Source organism: Amycolatopsis sp. CA-126428 (assembly GCF_002904335.1).
Lineage (GTDB): Bacteria > Actinomycetota > Actinomycetes > Mycobacteriales > Pseudonocardiaceae > Amycolatopsis.
In genome coordinates this window covers 1-15,467 of the sequence record NZ_PPHF01000118.1, presented here as the reverse complement: position 1 = coordinate 15,467, position 15,467 = coordinate 1, and the positions used below count along the sequence as shown (strand labels likewise).

The following is a 15,467-nucleotide window of genomic DNA, read 5'->3' as shown; positions in this document are numbered from 1 at the left end:
AAAGGGGTACGGCAAACCCGCTCACCGGCTCAAAGCCTTCAGTCGGCGAGCGGGCACCTCGGCCATGACCGCCGTAATTCAGCAGGTCTTCCACGCGAAGTGGTAAATCGTGTCCACGCTCGCGTGTTCGGAATCCATTTCGATGTAACTGCCGCCGGCCGAGGAACCGGCGTCCGCCCGCAGTTCCGCATTGATGTTCAGGTTGCGGCTCTCCCCGCACGGGGCGAACACCAGCTCGGCCACGTCGGTGGTGTCGGTGGCCCGCCACACGCCGTGGAACGGGCCGGGGAAGGTGTGCCGCACCCGGGCGGTCGGCGACGTCCCGGTGAAGTAGTAGTTGGCTTGCTCGAGCGCGCTCGCCCCGCTCTCGATGTGCGCGAAGCCGCGGTACTCCACCTCGGCGATCGCGTACGTGAATCCTTGCGGCACGTGGACGAGCACGTTGATCTGGCAGTTCTTCCGGCCTTCGAGCGCGGACACGCCGCCGCCCGCCTTCGCGGTGAAGTTCGTGTAGCGCACCGTGAACGAGGTGTTGTCGGACGCGACGTCGGCCGACGCGGTGGCCGTACCCGCCGGGCAGCCGGAGCCGTTGATCGTCTTGATGTCGAGCGTGATCTTTTCGCTCGGGGCCGAATCCGCCGTGGCATCGACGGGAGCGGCGAGGGTGGACAGAATCAATGCGCCTACGACCGACATACCGAGCATGACGCTCCTCCAAATGGGCCACGGTGCCTGGTGGTGATGATGATCGCGCGCGGAGAGGATCGTAGCGCGATCGCAACCTTTTCGACGGCCACTGAATGGAGTAACACGAACACGCAGCGAGCGCGGGAAATCCATTTCCCGCTAATTCACGTTTCCCGGGGCTCGATATTCGGAGAATCGAAGGTCAAGACGCCTGGTTCAGACCACCGACGCGGAGGGACCGCGGCGGGGTGCACCCGCCGAGCAGCGCTTCGGCGTCCAGCGTCGCCGCCCCGCTCCCCCGCTCCGCGAACCGCCGCGCCACCAGGGCGCCCGGGTCCTCGACCGGGTCCGCGCGACCGGACAGGAACGCCCACTCGTGTTCGTCGGAACCGAAGTACAGCACCGCGCCGAACACCTCCCGGAACCGCCGCCAGGACGCCCGCAGCGTCTCGTTGCGCCACAGCGTCGGGCAGCCCGCCTGGCAGGTCACCACCCCGCCCGGCGCCAGCAGGCGCGCGCAGCGGGCGAGGAAGTCCGTGCCGTACAAGCGATTGTGCTGGGCCTCCGGATCGGTGTTCTCGTCCGGCAGGTCGATGACGATCACGTCGTAGTGCTCGCCCCGGCTCTCGGCCGCGGCGAGGAAGGCCCAGCCGTCCGCATAGGACACCCGGACCGGCCCGTCGCCGCGTTCGGCCCGCGCCAGCTCCGCGGTGGTGTAGCCGTAGGGCAGGTGCTCGGCGCACGCGCGGACGGCGTCCGCGTCGATGTCCACGTGGTCGACCAGCGAAGCGCCGGCGGCGACCGCGAGCCGGCACGCGACCCCTTCGCTCGAGCCGACGACGAGCACCCGCCGCACCCGCTCGGCCAGCAGCAGCGCGGGCACCATCAGGGCTTCGTGGTACACGAGCTGGCTGGCTTCGGTGCTCTGGCGCTCGCCGTCGCAGAACAGCGAAACCCCTTGCGCCGTCGTCCCGATCAGCACCTCCTGGTACGGCGTGCGCTCGTGGAACCGCACGTCACCGACCTCCCAGACGCGGGTGAGGCCGTCGCCGACCGGTTCGTGGATCAGGGGCATCAGCGTTCTCCCCGGTGGAGGACCGACAGGTGGACCGAAGCGGCGTGCAGCGAGGTCGCCAGCAGCCGCAGAGCGTGCTCGGGATCGGCGCGTTCCCCGCAGGTGAACACGTCGGCGAAGAGCGACCCGTGCTCCGGGTAGGTGTGGACGGACGCGTGCGACTCGGCCAGCAGCGCGATCACCGTGGCGCCCTGCGGCGCGAACCGCTGCGCCACGACGTCGAGGACCGTCGCGCCCGCTTCCGTCACCGCGGCCCGCAGCAGCTCCCCGAGGCGCTCCGGGTCGTCGAGCAGGCCCGGGTCGACGCCGTGCAGCTCGGCGAGCACGTGGCGCCCGGTGAACCGGCCGATGTCAGGCATCTCCCCACCGCCCGACGCAGTACGTGCGCAGCGGCTCGATCCCGTTGAACCCCACCGACGCGTAGCTCGCGGTGTAGGCCCCGGTGCCCGGCAGGTCGAGCCGGTCACCGGTCCGCAGCGAGCGGGGCAGTTCGTACCGCGTCCGCTGGTAGAGCACGTCGTCGCCGTCGCAGGTGGGGCCGGCGAGCACCACCGGCCCGCTCGGGCCGTCGTGCCCGTCCACCGGCTCGAACCGGTAGGCGATCGCTTCGTTCTCGGCCTCGGCCAGGCCGTTGTAGCGGCCGATGTCGAGGTACACCCAGCGCCGGCCGTCCCGGTCGGCGACCAGCACGACCTCGGTCCGCAGCAGGCCGGCGTCCGCGACGAGGACGCGCCCGGGCTCGAGCAGCAATTCCGGGCGCCCGGCCGGGAAGGCCGAGTCCAGCGCCGCCCCGATCGTCGCCGCGTACGCGGCCAAGGGCGGGACGGCGGTGCGGTGGGCGGTGGCGAAGCCGCCACCGAGGTTGAGCCGCGTCATCTCGACGCCGTGCGCCGCGGCTTCGGCGAACAGCTTGGCCGCCGTGGCGACCCCGATCTCCCAGGCGGTGACGTCCGGTTGCTGCGAGCCGACGTGGAAGGCGATCCCGGGCCGCAGCCCCAGCGCGGCCGCGCGCAGCACCAGGTCGAGGGCCTCGGCCGGGGCGCAGCCGAACTTCCGGCCGAACGGCGTCGCCGAGTCCGGCGCGTCGAGCACGACGCGGATCGACACCGCCGCGCCCGGCGCGTACCGGCCCAGGTGGTCGACGTCGGCGGGCGCGTCCGAAGTGAACTCCCGGACGCCGCGTCCGAACGCGAAGGCGATGTCCCGCGGTTTCTTGATCGGGTTGCCGTAGGCGATCTCCCCCGGGCGGGCGCCGCGGCCGAGGCACAGCTCGAGCTCCGCCGGCCCGGCCACGTCGAAGCCGATCCCGGCCGCCACCAGCGCGTCGAGCACCGGCGGCGCCGGGTTGGCCTTGACCGCGTACCGGATCAGGGCGCCGGGGAACGCCGCGCCGAACTCCGCCGCCCGGGCCGCGACGGTGTCGGTGTCGACGACCAGGCACGGCGTCGGCGGGTCGCGCTCCTCGAGGAAGCCGCGGATCCGGGTGAAGTCGGCGCACACGGCGCCAGTGTCGCAAACGGCGTCAGACGAACCGCCAGAGGTGGTCCGGCGACCCGTTGTCGTCCCACTGCGTGACCTGCGCGCCGTCCGCCGTGGACTGCTGGTCGACCGCCATCACCTTGCCGCTGCGGACGTTGACGAGCTTCGACCAGCCGTCGCCCACGTCGACGATCCGCCAGTTGTGGTCGGGGGTGCCGTTGTCCTGGTACTGCTGGACGTGGGCGCCGTTGTCGAGGCTCTGGTCGTGCACGGCGAGGACCTTGCCGCTGTTGCGGTTGACGATCCGGACCGTGCCGTCGCCGCTGTCCACGACGGCCCAGAGGTGGTCGGCGGTGCCGTTGTCCGACCACTGCGTCACCTCGACGATGTCGCCCAAGGACATGTTCGAGACGGCCAGGACCTTGCCCGACCGCTGGTTCTGCAGCTTCCGCCACACGGTCGTCGACGCGGCCGGGCGGGTCAGCAGCGCCAGGTAGCCGCCGGCGACCGGGCGGGCCTGGAAGCCGCGCTGGGTGGCGTCGGCGACGACGTACCAGTCGCTGAACGGCACGCGCTGGGGCGTGGTGTTCGCGTAGCTGTAGACGCCCTCGACGAGGGTGGTGCGGATGTTCGGCTGGTCGGTCAGCCACGCCGCGGTCCACAGCTCCCAGTCGGCCTTCGTGTAGTTGTTGCGCGGGTCGAGCACGACGCCGTGGGCGCCCGCGCGGGCCTGGTACCAGGCGGCCTCCTGCGCCGCGACGCCGGCCGGGACCAGGTCGAGGCCGAGCACGCGGTCGGCGAAGCCGTTGTACTTCAGGCTCCAGGTACCCGGCTGGTCGTAGGCGAGACGCAGGTGCTGGCCGTCCTCGGCGAGCGTCACCCACTGGCTGACGTAGCTGCGGGAGATCGACCGGTACCGCTGCACGTCGGCCGCGTTGCCGGTCGCGGCGGCGAGCACCCCCATCGCCCCGACGCCGATGATCCCCTTGAGCGCGAGGTTCGCGCTGTGGGCGATGAACCCGGTGAAGTCGTCGGTCTGGTTCTGGAAGCCGGGGTCGAGGGTGTTGGCGACCAGGTACTCCGCCCACTGCCGGAGGATCCGGTAGTGGGCGGTGACGAACGCGCTCGCCTCCGCCGAGGGCAGCCGCTGCACCAGCGCGGCCGCCATGATCAGCAGGTTCGCCGACTCCTCGACCGGCATGCTCTCCTCGTTGCCGTCGTTGTGCCCGGTCGCGTCCGGGTAGTGCGTGCCGAGGTCGTGTTCGGCGAACGCCATCGGCCAGCCGCCGCGCTCGGCGTAGTCGAGCAGGGGCTCCAGCAGCAGCCGCAGGTAGGTGGGCGAGAGGTAGAGGTAGGCGGGGAACGCCGGATAGGTGACGTCCACTGTGGACATGTTGCCGTTGGAGGAGATCTCCTTGAGGAACGCCCAAGGCGCGCCGCCCCGGTCGACCAGCTCCGTGCCGCCGAACGCCTGGCGCAGGGCGAGCGCGCAGATCCCGGCGTAGTGCTCGCCGGTACCGCCGCCCCCGGCCGCGGCGACGGCGTCGTCGTGCAGCCGCTGGTCGATCGCGGTGGCCGCCGACAGCGCGGCGGCGTAGTCGTTCGCGAACCACACCGCCATGTCCTGCCAGCTGCCCCAGTAGTGCGTCCACCAGGGGCGCAGCTCGGTGCCGAGGTAGCGGACGGCGGGGGTGCGGACGTGCCCGATCGCGAGGGTGAACGGGGTCGCCGTGCCGCCGGCCGGGATCGTGCCGAGGTTCTTGTTGAAGGCCAGCACCGGCCAGCGGTCGTTGATCGCGCGCGGCTGCGCGGTGTCGCTGGTGTTGCCCAAGGCGCCCTGGCCCGCCGACGCGGCCCGCACGACGGTGTCCGGCCCGATCTGCCAGCTGACGCCGGCCGCCGGCGCGGCCAGGACGAGCGAGCCCCAGCTCGCCTGGTCGCCGTTTTCCTGCAGCACGCCCGGGCTCGCCGGGGTGCAGCTGAGCAGGGTGTAGCCGGATGCTTGCTGCAGCTGCCAGGTGACCGGGGTGGCGGAGTTGCCGTGCACCCACTCGGCGGAGGTGTCGAAGTGCAGGTCGACGGTGTGCGCGCGGCCGTCGGCGCTCGCGGCCTGGATCGTGACGTACCCGAACGGGACGCACTGGCGTTGCAGGTCGGCCGGGTCGACCGGGGAGAAGAACGTGACGGTGAGGTTCACGCCGCCGCCGGTGAGGACGTAGCTCGAGCGGGTACCGGTGACCTGCAGGCTCACCTGCGTCATCGGGGTCAGGGCCGGCCCGGACGGCAGGGCGGGCGCGCCGGCGAAGACGTAGGCGGCGCCGTCGATGCGCGCGAGGCCGCACAGCGCGGTGGTGTGCCCGGTCCAGAAGCTAGACCAGGTGCCGGGGAGGGTGTCGGCGGGCTGCCAGGTCGAGAGGTAGGGCGAGCGGACGATCAGCGGGGTCGCGGGCGGCCGGATCGGGCTGAAGGTCCCGGCGGCAGCGGCGGTCCCGGGCAGCCAGAGAGCGGCGGCAGCGGTGCCCCCGGCGAGCCGGAGCAGATCGCGGCGGGTGAGGTGATCGCGTTCTCGGGAGGACATCGGTGGCCCCTTCCAACGGCGGGCGAGCCGGGCAGAGACTTTTTTACATCGTTGGTACAACGTTGTAAATCCGCCGAAGGGTCGGCGGGTCGCGGGGTGCGGACCAGCGGAGCCACAGGTCCGGTGCGGTTTTGATGCCGCTCGCGGGTGGTGGCGGCCGAGCAGGCCGGACTCGGGCCGCGCGGGCCGCCCCGATGCAAGCACCCCGAGCGGCTTCAGGCACCGGCTCGGTCTCGATGCCGCTCGCGGACGGCAGCGGCCGAGCAGGCCGGACTCGGGCCGCGCGGGCCGCTCCGATGCAAGCACCCCGAGCGGCTTCAGGCACCGGCCGCCGCGTCGGCTCAGGCCGTCCGGCTGGGGCGGTCCGAGGGCGGCCACACGTACGGCAAGTCCGGCGGCACCCCCGGGAACCGCGTGCCGTAGTGGTCGGGGTCCTTCCGCACCAGCGCCGACTGGTGGCTGCGGTGGAGCGCTTCGTCGCCCAGCCACGGCGGCACCTCACCCGCCGCCGTGAGCTCGGCCTGCGTGCGGATCTCGCGACTGCCCACCGACCGGGTGAACTCCTCCCCCAGCTTCCCCGCGCACGTGTCCGCCGCGCCCAGCTCGCACCACACCGCGCAGACCTCGAGGCCGTAGCGCGTCAACGCCTCCTCGTACCCGGTCCACATCTTCGCCGCCGGGTGGTGGCGCCAGCCGTAGCCGGGCACGACGAGCGCGCGCAGCACCTGGAGCGCCTCCACGCGCTGCTTGCCGAGCCGGCGGCGGTCGAGCGTGCGGGCGCTGGCGGTGAAGTCGGCGCACGGCAGGAACGTCTGCATGCGGGCCGGGTACCCCGGCGCCCGCTCACCGACGCGGGAAAGATCCGCCCGCGCCGGCCGCGGCCCCGACCGCGGGTTCGGGGCCGCGAAGGCGACGATCACCGGGGGCCGCCGGCCCCCCGGGTCGTGACGGCCGCTTCCGGTTCGACGCTCACCCGCGGGCGCAGGGGCCGGGCTTCGAGGCCCTCGACGTCGATCACCAGGAACCAGTGGGCGTTGGCCGGAATGTGGATCTTGAACATCGGTGCGGTGGCCACCCCGCCGTGCATCCGGTAGTACTGCCGGCGCCGGTAGGCCTGGAAGTTGACCGCGGTCAGCAGCCTGACGTTGGCCATCGCGTCCAGGCGGACGGTGACCACCGCGTCTCTTCGCACCTTTCCCAGGTCGAACACGCTCGCTTCCATTTCGTCCCTCTTCCACGCGTGGTTGTTCGATTCGAGTACGACGGTCGCGGGCAGCGCGGATCGCGCCGCGGAGCACACGACGGCGGAAGATCGGAACGCGACTAACCGGGCCCGGTGCCCGGTTCGGAGGGCCGCCACAGCGGCACGAAGTCCCCGTGCGTCCAGGGGGACGCCCGGAAGTGGTGCGGAGTGTGGCTTGCGGTCAGGAAGGCGGGCGGGAAGCTCGAGCCGCCGCCGGAGACGACGTCGGAGGAGGACACGGGCGCGCCGGGATGCACCGGGGCCGGCCCGGGACGGTGGCCGCCGAGCCGGGATGCGGCGTGGTGAACCGCACCTCGGCGCGGACCGGCTTCGGCGGTGGCGGTGGTCGCGGTTGTCCGGGCGCAGGCGGGACCGATCGCGTGTGCCTGCGCGTCGGCGGCCGCGGGGCCGCCGGCCACCGTGGGAACGAGCTGCTGGTCCGCCGGCGGGCCGGTCACCACCCGGGCGAGCGGGAGCACGGCCTGCACGGCGAAGCCGGCCTCGGGCGCCGCGGCGACCTCGGCCACGGGACCCCCGTCGGCGCCGGGGGTGAGGACGTCGGTCAGGACGGGTGCAGCGGTGCCGAGCACGGGCCGGGCGACGGGCGCCACGACGCTGCCCAGGGCGTCGCCGAGCCCGGTCACGGGCGCGGCGACAACGGCAACGACCGGTTCCACGAGCGCGGCGGCGGTCTTGGCCAGCGGGGAGAGCAGCGCCTTCGCGGCGCTCGAGACGGGCGCGACCACCGGCACGGCCGAGCGCACCACGGGCCCGGAAACGGCACCGGCGGTCGCGCTCACCGGAGCGATCACAGCCCCCACGGCTCGAGTCACGGGCTCGGCGGCACGTGCGGCTCCCGTCACTGGCGCCAGAACAGCGGCGGTGGTCTCACGCAACGGCGAGGCAACCACCCCCGCAGCGCGCGCCACCGGCGCAGCCGAACCTCCAAGCCTTGCCACCGGCGCAGCAGCCACCCCAGCGGCGCGCGTCACCGGCCGAGCGGCAGAACCGCTCGCCGTTCCGGCGGGCACCGCCACCTTCCCCGCGCGCGAATCCGCCCGCGCAGCCGCACCGACCGCCACCGGCCCCACCGCATCAGCGACCGGTCGAGCGAGCTGAGTGGCCACCCGTTGCCCACCCCGGGGCACAGCAGCGACCTTCGCCTGGGGGGCATGGTCCGGCGGGGCCAACACACCCACCACGGCCCCGATCGGATCGACGGCCCCAGGCACGCCCGAGGGCGCCGCGTCGGCGTTGCCGGACGTCAGCCATGACACCAGCCAGAAGCCCGCCACGGCTCCCGCCAGTACCAGCAGCCGGCGAGCGGCGACGGACGCGCCGCCCACCTCGCGAGCCCGGGTCACGTCGGCGAACCTCCACGATGAGAACAGGCCTGGGACGTACCCTCCAACGCCGCCGGTCACACCCCTGCTACGGGCCGTCCGGCGCGACCACTCTTCCGGCCTAGTCGTGAAACCGAATCGAGACTCCAGTCGGGTGAGGTCGATGGACCGGGTGACCGCTCGGCGATACCTCCGCCGCATTTCAGGCTTCCTGCGCCCGCCGCTGTCCCGAAAGCGCGCCGAGTGCCGTGACGCCGTGCTGCAGGCCTTCGCGGAACGTCGCGCGCTGGCCCGGGCTCAGGTCGGCCAGGAGCGCGTTTTCCAGCTCCGCGACCGCCGGCGCGCACCCCGCGAGCAACTCGCGGCCGGCGTCGGTGAGGCCGGCCAGCAGGACCCGCTTGTTGCCCGCTTTGGGAGTCCGCGCGATCAGGCCGCGCTTTTCCAGCGTCAGCACCATTTCGTGCATCGTCTGCGGCCGCAGGAACGACCGGCGCGCCAGCTGCGCCGAGGACAGCGCGCCGCTGGCTTCGAGCACGGTCAGCGCCGTGTACTGCAGCGTGGTGAGCCCGAGCGGCCGCAGGGCGTCGTCGAGCAGGGCCCTGATCACCAGCTCGAGCCGCTTGACCAGGTAAAGGGTCAACGGCGCGCCGGCGGGGTGCTCCTGGGCGGAGGTGCTCACGGCGCCCATCATGACACGCGGCCGCCGCTATGCTCCGATCATGGACCTCGGTCGGCAGACGCGCGTGCGGCAGGCGTTCGACACCTTCTTCGGAGCCGCGGAACCGCCGTCCGGCGACCACGTCCTCGAACTCTTCCACCGCACCGCGGAAACCGTGCCCGCGTACCGGAAGTTCCTGCGGGACCACGGGATCGAGCCGCAGGCCGTGACCACGATGGCCGACTTCGCGCGGCTGCCCCTGACCGACAAGGCCGGCTACCACCGGAAGTACCCGCTGCCCGAACTGTGCCGCGGCGGCACGTTCGACGAGCTCGACATGATCGCCGTCTCCTCGGGCTCCAGCGGCCACCCGACCGTCTGGCCGCGAGCGCTCGAAGACGAACTGCACGTCGCCCGCCGCTTCGAGCAGGTGCTGATCGACGCCTTCGGCGCCGATCGGCGCCGCACCCTCGCCGTCGTCTGCTTCCCGCTCGGCACCTGGGTCGGCGGCCTGTTCACCACGGCGTGCGTGCGGCACCTGGCCGCCAAGGGCGCCCCGATCACCGTCGTGGCGCCCGGCAACAACAAAGCGGAAATCCTGCGGGTGCTGCCCGAGCTCGCGCCGCACTTCGACCAGGTGGTGCTGCTGGGTTATCCGCCGTTCGTCAAGGACGTCGTCGACACCGGGCCGGCCGAAGGCGTCGACTGGCCCGCGTACGCGATCAAGCTGGTACTGGCGGGCGAGGTGTTCAGCGAGCAGTGGCGCGAGCTGGTGGCCAAGCGGGCCGGGATCGCCGACCCGGTCCGCGACATCGCGTCGCTGTACGGCACGGCCGACGCGGGGGTGCTCGGCACCGAAACCCCGCTGTCGGCGAGCATCCGGCGGTTCTTCGCCGGCCACCCGGAGCCGGCCCGCGAAGTCTTCGGCGACGCGCGCCTGCCGACGCTGGTGCAGTACGACCCGGCGAGCCGGTTCTTCGAGGCGCACGAGGGCACCCTCGTCTTCACGGCGGACGGCGGCATCCCGCTGATCCGCTACCACATCGCCGACGACGGCGGGGTCCTATCGCACGCCGAGCTGCTCGCCCACTGCGCCCGGCACGGCTTCACCCCGCCGCCGGGCCCGGAGCTGCCGTTCGTGTACGTGTTCGGCCGCTCGCTGTTCACGGTGTCGTTCTTCGGCGCGAACGTCTACCCGGAGAACGTCACCGTCGGCCTGGAGCAGCCCGGCATCAGCGACACGGTAACGGGCAAGTTCGTCATCGAGTCGGTCGAGGACGCCGACCGCGACCGCCGCCTGCGCATCACCGTCGAGACGGCACCGGGCGCCACCGCCGACGCCGGCCGGATCGCGGCGGCCGTGCGGGCCCAGCTGGTCCGGCTGAACAGCGAGTTCGCGCACTACGTCCCGGCGGAGCGGCAGCTGCCGGACGTCGTCCTGCGCCCGGCGGGTGACCCTGAGTATTTCCCGATCGGCGTGAAGCACCGCTACACACGGCCGTCCTAAGGGGGCGGCTTCATTCCGAGCGTCGAGGAAAACCACCGCCGCTGGGCGAACTACGAATGGTCCGGCCCGGGCGCGCACACCCTGGAGATCGCGCCCGGGTTCGGCCGCGCGCGACGAGTATGTCGGCCGCCAAGTTCCAGCGGTTCTCGGCGGCGGCCGGCCTGCGGTGCGTCGCCCAGAAGCTGATCCCGTGGGGCGGCACCGACTTCACCGACCGCATCTCGGTGTTCCGGCGTGCGGCCGGGCGCTCCCGCACCACCCAGATCCGCTCTACCGCGCCGCCGCCTGACCGGCCGCCCGGGTCCGGGCCGCCGGAAGCCGAGGCTCGCTAAGGACGCGCGAGCTTGCGGAACCGTTCGCGGCGCTCGTCGGCCGACGAGCCGTCGGCGATGTCGTCGTCGAACCACGAACACAGCGCCGCCCACAGCTCCGCGCGGGCCGCGAAGTCGTCCGCCGCCCCCGGGGTCTGCTCGAGTTCCGCCACGTCCGCCACCAGGTGGTCCAGGCGGCGGTCGCAGAGGCGGACGTACTCGCGCACGACGATGTTCGCGTCGAGGCCCGTTTTCGCGCGCGGGCCCGCCGCGCCGCGCAGCTGGGCGTGCAGGCTTTCCTCGCAGTACCGCGGGAAGCCGGAGATCGAGCCCGGGTAGCCGCAGTCGGCCGCCCACTCGCGGAACGCGCAGATCGCCTGGTAGCGCGTGTACCAGTCCTGTTTCCCGGCCGCCAGGTTCGCCAGCTTCCGCCAGGCGTCGCGGTCGGCCGAGCGCCAGCGGTCGAGGGTGCGGCCGTCCGGCCGCGGGCCCTCGTCGAGCGCCCGGAGGCGCCAGAAGTGCGCCCGGCAGCCCGCGATCTCGGCGACGAGCCGGCGGACGTACCCGACCTGTTCCCAGACGTGGGCGCGCTGCGGCCGCAGCGGTGCCGCGCGGTCCGGGGAGAACGTCACCATCTCGAACACCCGGAACAGCTCGTGCCCGCGCAGGGCCGCCAGGTCGGGGTCCTCCCCCATCACCCAGGAACGGCGCTCCGGCAGCCGCCCGCTGTGGCTGATCGTCGCCGCGTGGTAGAGCTCGCGGACCGCGCGGCGGGCCACCTCGTCCCGCGATTCGCCGAGCAGGCGCGGGTTGCGCGCGCGGTCGCGCAGGTCGCGTTCGCCACGCGGGCCGACTTCGAGCATCGCGACCGCGTACACGCTCGCCGCGTTGTAGCACTCTTCCCACGAGCGGCGGGGTCCGGCGGCTTCGACGGTGGCGTCGAGCGCGCCCGGGTCCGGCGGCCAGCGCCGGTCCGGGCAGACGTCGGCCAGCCGGACGCGGCTGCCGGGGTAGGCGGGCTGGGGCTCGGGCACCGCGCCGGTGGTCGGCTCGACGTCCGCCATCGCGCGCCGCACCACCGACCAGACCAGGGACAGGTCGAGCGCGCGGTTCGTCAGCTGCTGCCAGCTGCGGCGCCAGCGGCGGCCGAAGCGCCGGTAGTCCTCGATGAGCCGCTCGATCTCGTACTGCGACAGCGCGCCGAAGTACGACCGCATCTCCGCGGCGCGCTGGTTGTACTCGGCCAGCTGCGCCGGGGTCGCGTCGCTGACCAGGAGTTCGTCGACCGGCACGCGCAGCACGCGCCGGTGCAGCTCAAGCCGCTTCTCCCGCGGGATCGCGTACGGCCGCGTCCGGACGTCGAGGTCGACGTACCGGCGGAAGCGCAGCTCGATCGCCGCCCGCAGCTCGGCGCGGCGCTGCGCCCGCGCGTCGCCGGGGGCGCCCGCGGTGGTGCGGCGGACCCACCAGGACCCGGCCACGGAGTCGCCGTGGCCGAGCACGAGGGCGTGCCGGTAGCGGGCGATGAGCAGGGCGACGTCGCGGTCGCGCCCGGCGTGGCGGGGCTGGCGCGCGAAGTCGGGGCCGATCCACCAGCGGGCCAGCCGCGGGTGTCCCCGGCTGCAGACGGTGATCACGTCGTCGTAGGTGGCGAGGGCGTCGAGGTGCAGGTCGAGCTGTTCCTGCAGGGCGGCGATTTCGAGCCGGATGTAGACGTTGGCCGGGTCGAGGCTGACCGCGCGGTAGTACTCGGCGAGGGCCTCGTCGTAGCGGCGGTAGGCGATGAAGTGGTTGGCGCGCTGGTAGGCGTCGAACAGCTCACACGGGATCTTCGCGCCGCGCCAGGCGGCCCAGTGGATGTTCGTGCGGACGTAGGCGCTGCGCGGGATGACCAGCGCGGCCACGGAGTTGGCGGCGCGGTGCAGCACGCGCGCCCAGTTCGCGTCCTCGATCACCAGCGGGCTCGCGGCGAAGCGCGGGACGCGCACGAGTTCCAGGATGAGCTGGTGGCGGCCGGGGGTGTTGCCGGGCCGGACGGTGCCGGTGACGGTGAACGCGGCCGGGGGCTGGGCGAGCCGGATCAGCTTGGTGACGGCCTTCCACCAGCCCTCCGCGGCATCGCCGGCGTGCTCGACGATCTGGAGGAAGTCGTAGGAGCTGCCGGCGCCCGGGACCGGCGTCGGGGTGTAGAGGCGGGAGTCGTTGAGGAACCGCTTGAAGGTGGCGGTGAGCTCGACGGCGGAGTCGATCTCGCGGTCGTGGCTGCCTTCGGGCCGCTCGTCGACGAACACCCGGATGTCGATCTGGTTGGCCCGGTAGGCGGCGGACTCCAGCCGCGCCTTGCCGATGAAGTAGAGCGTCAGGACGGCGGAGACGAGCACCACGGACGTCTGCAGGACGGTCCAGGTGATCACGGTGGCGACCTTCGGGTCGCGCACGAACGTCCAGGCCTGGAAGAACGGCAGGTACGGCACGACGGCGAAGCCGGCCGCGACGAGCCCGGCCGCCACCGCCGCCAGCCACCACCGGATCCGGTGCGCAGCGGGCAGTTCGGCCTGGTCGAAACCCCCGAGCCGACGCGCGTGCATCAGCGATCACCCCCTCGTGTCAGAGTACTCGCAGAGGGGGTGCGTTTCGTTACGGCCCGTTATCCGCGAATGCGGCGATCACCTGGGCGTGGCACCGGTGACGTCGTTCGTCCGTTTCCCACCGGGTAGCTCACCATCCGGTTACACCCGATGGTTCATCTAGTGCAGATGCACTATACTGAAGGCTCACGGTTGAGCCGTCAGCCGCTGCCGGACGTTCCGCGTCCGGGCCGGCAGGCTGCCGCACGTCCGGCATCCCCGGCCCGCACCGTCCGGTCCGCTCCCGCTGCCCGATGAAAGGGTGTGCCGCGATGGTTCCGGAACCACGCTCGGCCGACCACCAGCTCACCGCCGACTGGCTGACCGCCGGCGGCCACATGTCCGTGCGCCTGCGTTCCACCGGCACCCGCACCCTGCTCGTCGAGGTGAGCGGCGAGGTCGACCTCGGCACCGCCCGCCGCCTCGACGCGGTCCTGCAGGATCGGGTCGACGGCGATGTCGGGGAGCTCGTCATCGACCTCAGCGGCGTCACGTTCTTCTCCGTCGCCGGGCTGAACTCGCTGCTGCGCGCCCAGCTGCTCGCCGACTCGGCCGGAGCTCTCCTCACCGTGGACGCCGGGCGGTCCCGCGCGGTGCGGCGGCTGTTCACGCTGCTGCCGACCGACTTCGACAGCGTCGCGAACGTCCGCCCGGTCCCGTGACCACTCACCCGGCCGCCTGACGGCCCAGCCGCCGGACGGCTTCGACGATCGCCGCGTTCGGCACGCCCTTCACCAGGTACTCGGTGACGCCGGCCGCGGCGAGCCCGGCGATCGAGGCCCGGTCGGCGTAGGCGGAGAAGGCCAGGATGGCGGTGCCCGGGCTGCGCCGGGCGATCTCGCGGGCCGCCCGCGCCCCGCCGCCGCCCGGCATCCGGACGTCGAGGACGGCGACCGCGGGCCGGAGCCGCTCGGCGAGCCGGATCGCCTCGTCGGCGTCGCCGGCCACCGCGACCACGGCGATGTCGGCCTCGGAGTCCAGGACCTCCTTCAGGACGTCCCGGATCATCCCGTCGTCGTCGGAGATCAGCACGCTCAGCTCGGTCACGGTTCGAGCTCCGTCGCGTCGGGCAGCAAGGGGAGCCAGAACTCGACGACGGTGCCCACGCCGGGCCTGCTGTCCACGGAGAGCCAGCCGTGCGCGGCTTCGGCGCGCTCGTGCATCTCGACCAGCCCGAAGTGGCCGGCGCCGGCGTCGTCCCCGGCCGTGCCGACCCCGTCGTCGGTGATCCGCACCAGGGTGCCGTTGTCCACTGTGGACAATGTGACGCCGACCCGGGTGGCGCGCGCGTGCTTGTGGACGTTGCTGAGCGCCTCCTGGCAGATCCGGTACACGGTGATCGCCGCTTCGGGGGACGGCTCGGCCGTGAGCTCGTCCCGCACCTCGTGCGCCAGTCCCCAGCGGCGCGCGACGTCGTCGGTGTAGGCCGAGACCGCTTCGACCAGGCCTTGCTGGTCGAGTTCCGGCGGGCGCAACCGGGAGACCAGGCCGCGCAGCCGGGCGACCGCGGCGGTGACCGACTCGTCGAGGGTGCCGATGGCGCTCGCGTGCGGTTCCGGCAGCCGGGAGGCCAGCAGCTGCAGGCGCATGCCGACGGCGACCATGGACTGGATCGACTCGTCGTGGACGTCCCAGGCGATCCGGCGCCGCTCCACCTCCTGGGCCTCGACGAGGTGCCCGACCAGCCGGCGGCGTTCGCGCAGGGCCTGCTCGGCGTTGCGGCGTTCGGTCATGTCGCGGGTGACCTTCCCGAAGCCGTGCAACCGCCCCTGCTCGTCGTACAACGCCGTGATCACCACATTCGCCCAGAACCGCGTGCCGTCCTTGCGCAGCCGCCACCCCTCGTCCTCCAGCCGCCCCTCCGCGGCCGCGACCTCCAGCTCCCACGCGGGCTTCCCCGCCGCCACGTCCTCAGCCGGGTAGAACACCGAAAAGTGCTGCCCGATGATCTCCGCGGCC

15 protein-coding genes are annotated in these 15,467 nt (G+C 72.9%); 3 read left to right on the top strand and 12 right to left on the bottom strand.

Annotation, left to right across the window (positions count from 1 at the left end; genetic code table 11):
- Nucleotides 1-78: 78 nt before the first annotated feature.
- The 9 genes from C2L58_RS28130 to C2L58_RS28090 all read right to left on the bottom strand — a co-directional run bounded on the left by C2L58_RS28130 (nucleotide 79) and on the right by C2L58_RS28090 (nucleotide 9,096).
- Nucleotides 79-705 (bottom strand): DUF4360 domain-containing protein, encoded by a 627-nt coding sequence (locus C2L58_RS28130; protein WP_103340689.1) that lies wholly within the window; start codon nucleotides 703-705, stop codon nucleotides 79-81.
- A 184-nt stretch (nucleotides 706-889) separates the two neighbouring features.
- Nucleotides 890-1,762 (bottom strand): spermidine synthase, encoded by an 873-nt coding sequence (locus C2L58_RS28125; protein ID WP_103340688.1) that lies wholly within the window; start codon nucleotides 1,760-1,762, stop codon nucleotides 890-892.
- Nucleotides 1,762-2,121: an adenosylmethionine decarboxylase gene (gene speD / locus C2L58_RS28120; protein WP_103340687.1), complete on the bottom strand. Its 360-nt coding sequence runs from the start codon at nucleotides 2,119-2,121 to the stop codon at nucleotides 1,762-1,764. The genes C2L58_RS28125 and speD overlap by 1 nt, the downstream gene beginning before the upstream one ends.
- On the bottom strand, nucleotides 2,114-3,262 hold the full coding sequence (locus tag C2L58_RS28115) for a type III PLP-dependent enzyme (protein WP_103340686.1): 1,149 nt from the start codon (nucleotides 3,260-3,262) through the stop codon (nucleotides 2,114-2,116). The genes speD and C2L58_RS28115 overlap by 8 nt, the downstream gene beginning before the upstream one ends.
- 22 nt (nucleotides 3,263-3,284) lie before the next feature.
- On the bottom strand, nucleotides 3,285-5,819 hold the full coding sequence (locus C2L58_RS28110; RefSeq protein WP_103340685.1) for a glutaminase domain-containing protein: 2,535 nt from the start codon (nucleotides 5,817-5,819) through the stop codon (nucleotides 3,285-3,287).
- 341 nt (nucleotides 5,820-6,160) lie between these two features.
- On the bottom strand, nucleotides 6,161-6,637 hold the full coding sequence (locus tag C2L58_RS28105) for an MSMEG_6728 family protein (RefSeq protein WP_103340751.1): 477 nt from the start codon (nucleotides 6,635-6,637) through the stop codon (nucleotides 6,161-6,163).
- Nucleotides 6,638-6,735: 98 nt separating this feature from the next.
- Nucleotides 6,736-7,029, bottom strand: a complete 294-nt coding sequence (locus C2L58_RS28100) for a DUF1883 domain-containing protein (protein ID WP_233225984.1) — start codon at nucleotides 7,027-7,029, stop codon at nucleotides 6,736-6,738.
- A 113-nt stretch (nucleotides 7,030-7,142) separates the two neighbouring features.
- Nucleotides 7,143-7,862 (bottom strand): hypothetical protein, encoded by a 720-nt coding sequence (locus C2L58_RS28095; RefSeq protein ID WP_146073701.1) that lies wholly within the window; start codon nucleotides 7,860-7,862, stop codon nucleotides 7,143-7,145.
- Between the two features lie 745 nt (nucleotides 7,863-8,607).
- The gene (locus tag C2L58_RS28090) at nucleotides 8,608-9,096 is read right to left on the bottom strand and encodes a MarR family winged helix-turn-helix transcriptional regulator (RefSeq protein WP_103340682.1); all 489 of its coding nucleotides are present in this window, start codon (nucleotides 9,094-9,096) and stop codon (nucleotides 8,608-8,610) included.
- A 28-nt stretch (nucleotides 9,097-9,124) separates the two neighbouring features.
- Between C2L58_RS28090 and C2L58_RS28085 the strand changes: the two genes are divergently transcribed.
- Together C2L58_RS28085 and C2L58_RS28080 are read left to right on the top strand one after the other, a co-directional pair.
- Entirely contained in the window at nucleotides 9,125-10,570 is a 1,446-nt protein-coding gene (locus tag C2L58_RS28085) for a phenylacetate--CoA ligase family protein (protein WP_233225983.1), read from the top strand.
- A gap of 119 nt (nucleotides 10,571-10,689) precedes the next feature.
- Nucleotides 10,690-10,902, top strand: a complete 213-nt coding sequence (locus tag C2L58_RS28080; RefSeq protein ID WP_103340681.1) for a hypothetical protein — start codon at nucleotides 10,690-10,692, stop codon at nucleotides 10,900-10,902.
- Here C2L58_RS28080 and C2L58_RS28075 read toward each other — a convergent pair.
- Nucleotides 10,899-13,469 carry a tetratricopeptide repeat protein gene (locus tag C2L58_RS28075; protein ID WP_233225982.1) on the bottom strand — a complete coding sequence of 857 codons (2,571 nt, stop codon included), beginning with the start codon at nucleotides 13,467-13,469 and terminating at the stop codon, nucleotides 10,899-10,901. The genes C2L58_RS28080 and C2L58_RS28075 overlap by 4 nt on opposite strands.
- A 311-nt stretch (nucleotides 13,470-13,780) precedes the next feature.
- Here C2L58_RS28075 and C2L58_RS28070 point away from each other — a divergent pair, with 311 nt between their 5' ends.
- Complete coding sequence (locus C2L58_RS28070; RefSeq protein ID WP_103340679.1) at nucleotides 13,781-14,170, top strand: STAS domain-containing protein; 390 nt, start codon at nucleotides 13,781-13,783, stop codon at nucleotides 14,168-14,170.
- Nucleotides 14,171-14,174: 4 nt separating this feature from the next.
- Here the strand turns inward: C2L58_RS28070 and C2L58_RS28065 are convergent, their stop codons facing one another.
- Nucleotides 14,175-14,555 (bottom strand): response regulator, encoded by a 381-nt coding sequence (locus tag C2L58_RS28065; RefSeq protein ID WP_103340678.1) that lies wholly within the window; start codon nucleotides 14,553-14,555, stop codon nucleotides 14,175-14,177.
- On the bottom strand, nucleotides 14,552-15,467 hold a 916-nt coding region (locus C2L58_RS28060; RefSeq protein WP_146073700.1), incomplete at its 5' end, for a PAS domain-containing sensor histidine kinase. The genes C2L58_RS28060 and C2L58_RS28065, both read right to left, overlap by 4 nt.

Bases quoted from the DNA above. Each gene is read 5' to 3' on its own strand.
- C2L58_RS28130 (WP_103340689.1), bottom strand. From the start codon at position 705: ATGCTCGGTATGTCGGTCGTAGGCGCATTGATTCTGTCCACCCTCGCC.
- C2L58_RS28125 (WP_103340688.1), bottom strand. From the start codon at position 1,762: ATGCCCCTGATCCACGAACCGGTCGGCGACGGCCTCACCCGCGTCTGG.
- speD (WP_103340687.1), bottom strand. From the start codon at position 2,121: ATGCCTGACATCGGCCGGTTCACCGGGCGCCACGTGCTCGCCGAGCTG.
- C2L58_RS28110 (WP_103340685.1), bottom strand. From the start codon at position 5,819: ATGTCCTCCCGAGAACGCGATCACCTCACCCGCCGCGATCTGCTCCGG.
- C2L58_RS28105 (WP_103340751.1), bottom strand. From the start codon at position 6,637: ATGCAGACGTTCCTGCCGTGCGCCGACTTCACCGCCAGCGCCCGCACG.
- C2L58_RS28090 (WP_103340682.1), bottom strand. From the start codon at position 9,096: ATGATGGGCGCCGTGAGCACCTCCGCCCAGGAGCACCCCGCCGGCGCG.
- C2L58_RS28085 (WP_233225983.1), top strand. From the start codon at position 9,125: ATGGACCTCGGTCGGCAGACGCGCGTGCGGCAGGCGTTCGACACCTTC.
- C2L58_RS28080 (WP_103340681.1), top strand. From the start codon at position 10,690: ATGTCGGCCGCCAAGTTCCAGCGGTTCTCGGCGGCGGCCGGCCTGCGG.
- C2L58_RS28075 (WP_233225982.1), bottom strand. From the start codon at position 13,469: ATGCACGCGCGTCGGCTCGGGGGTTTCGACCAGGCCGAACTGCCCGCT.
- C2L58_RS28070 (WP_103340679.1), top strand. From the start codon at position 13,781: ATGGTTCCGGAACCACGCTCGGCCGACCACCAGCTCACCGCCGACTGG.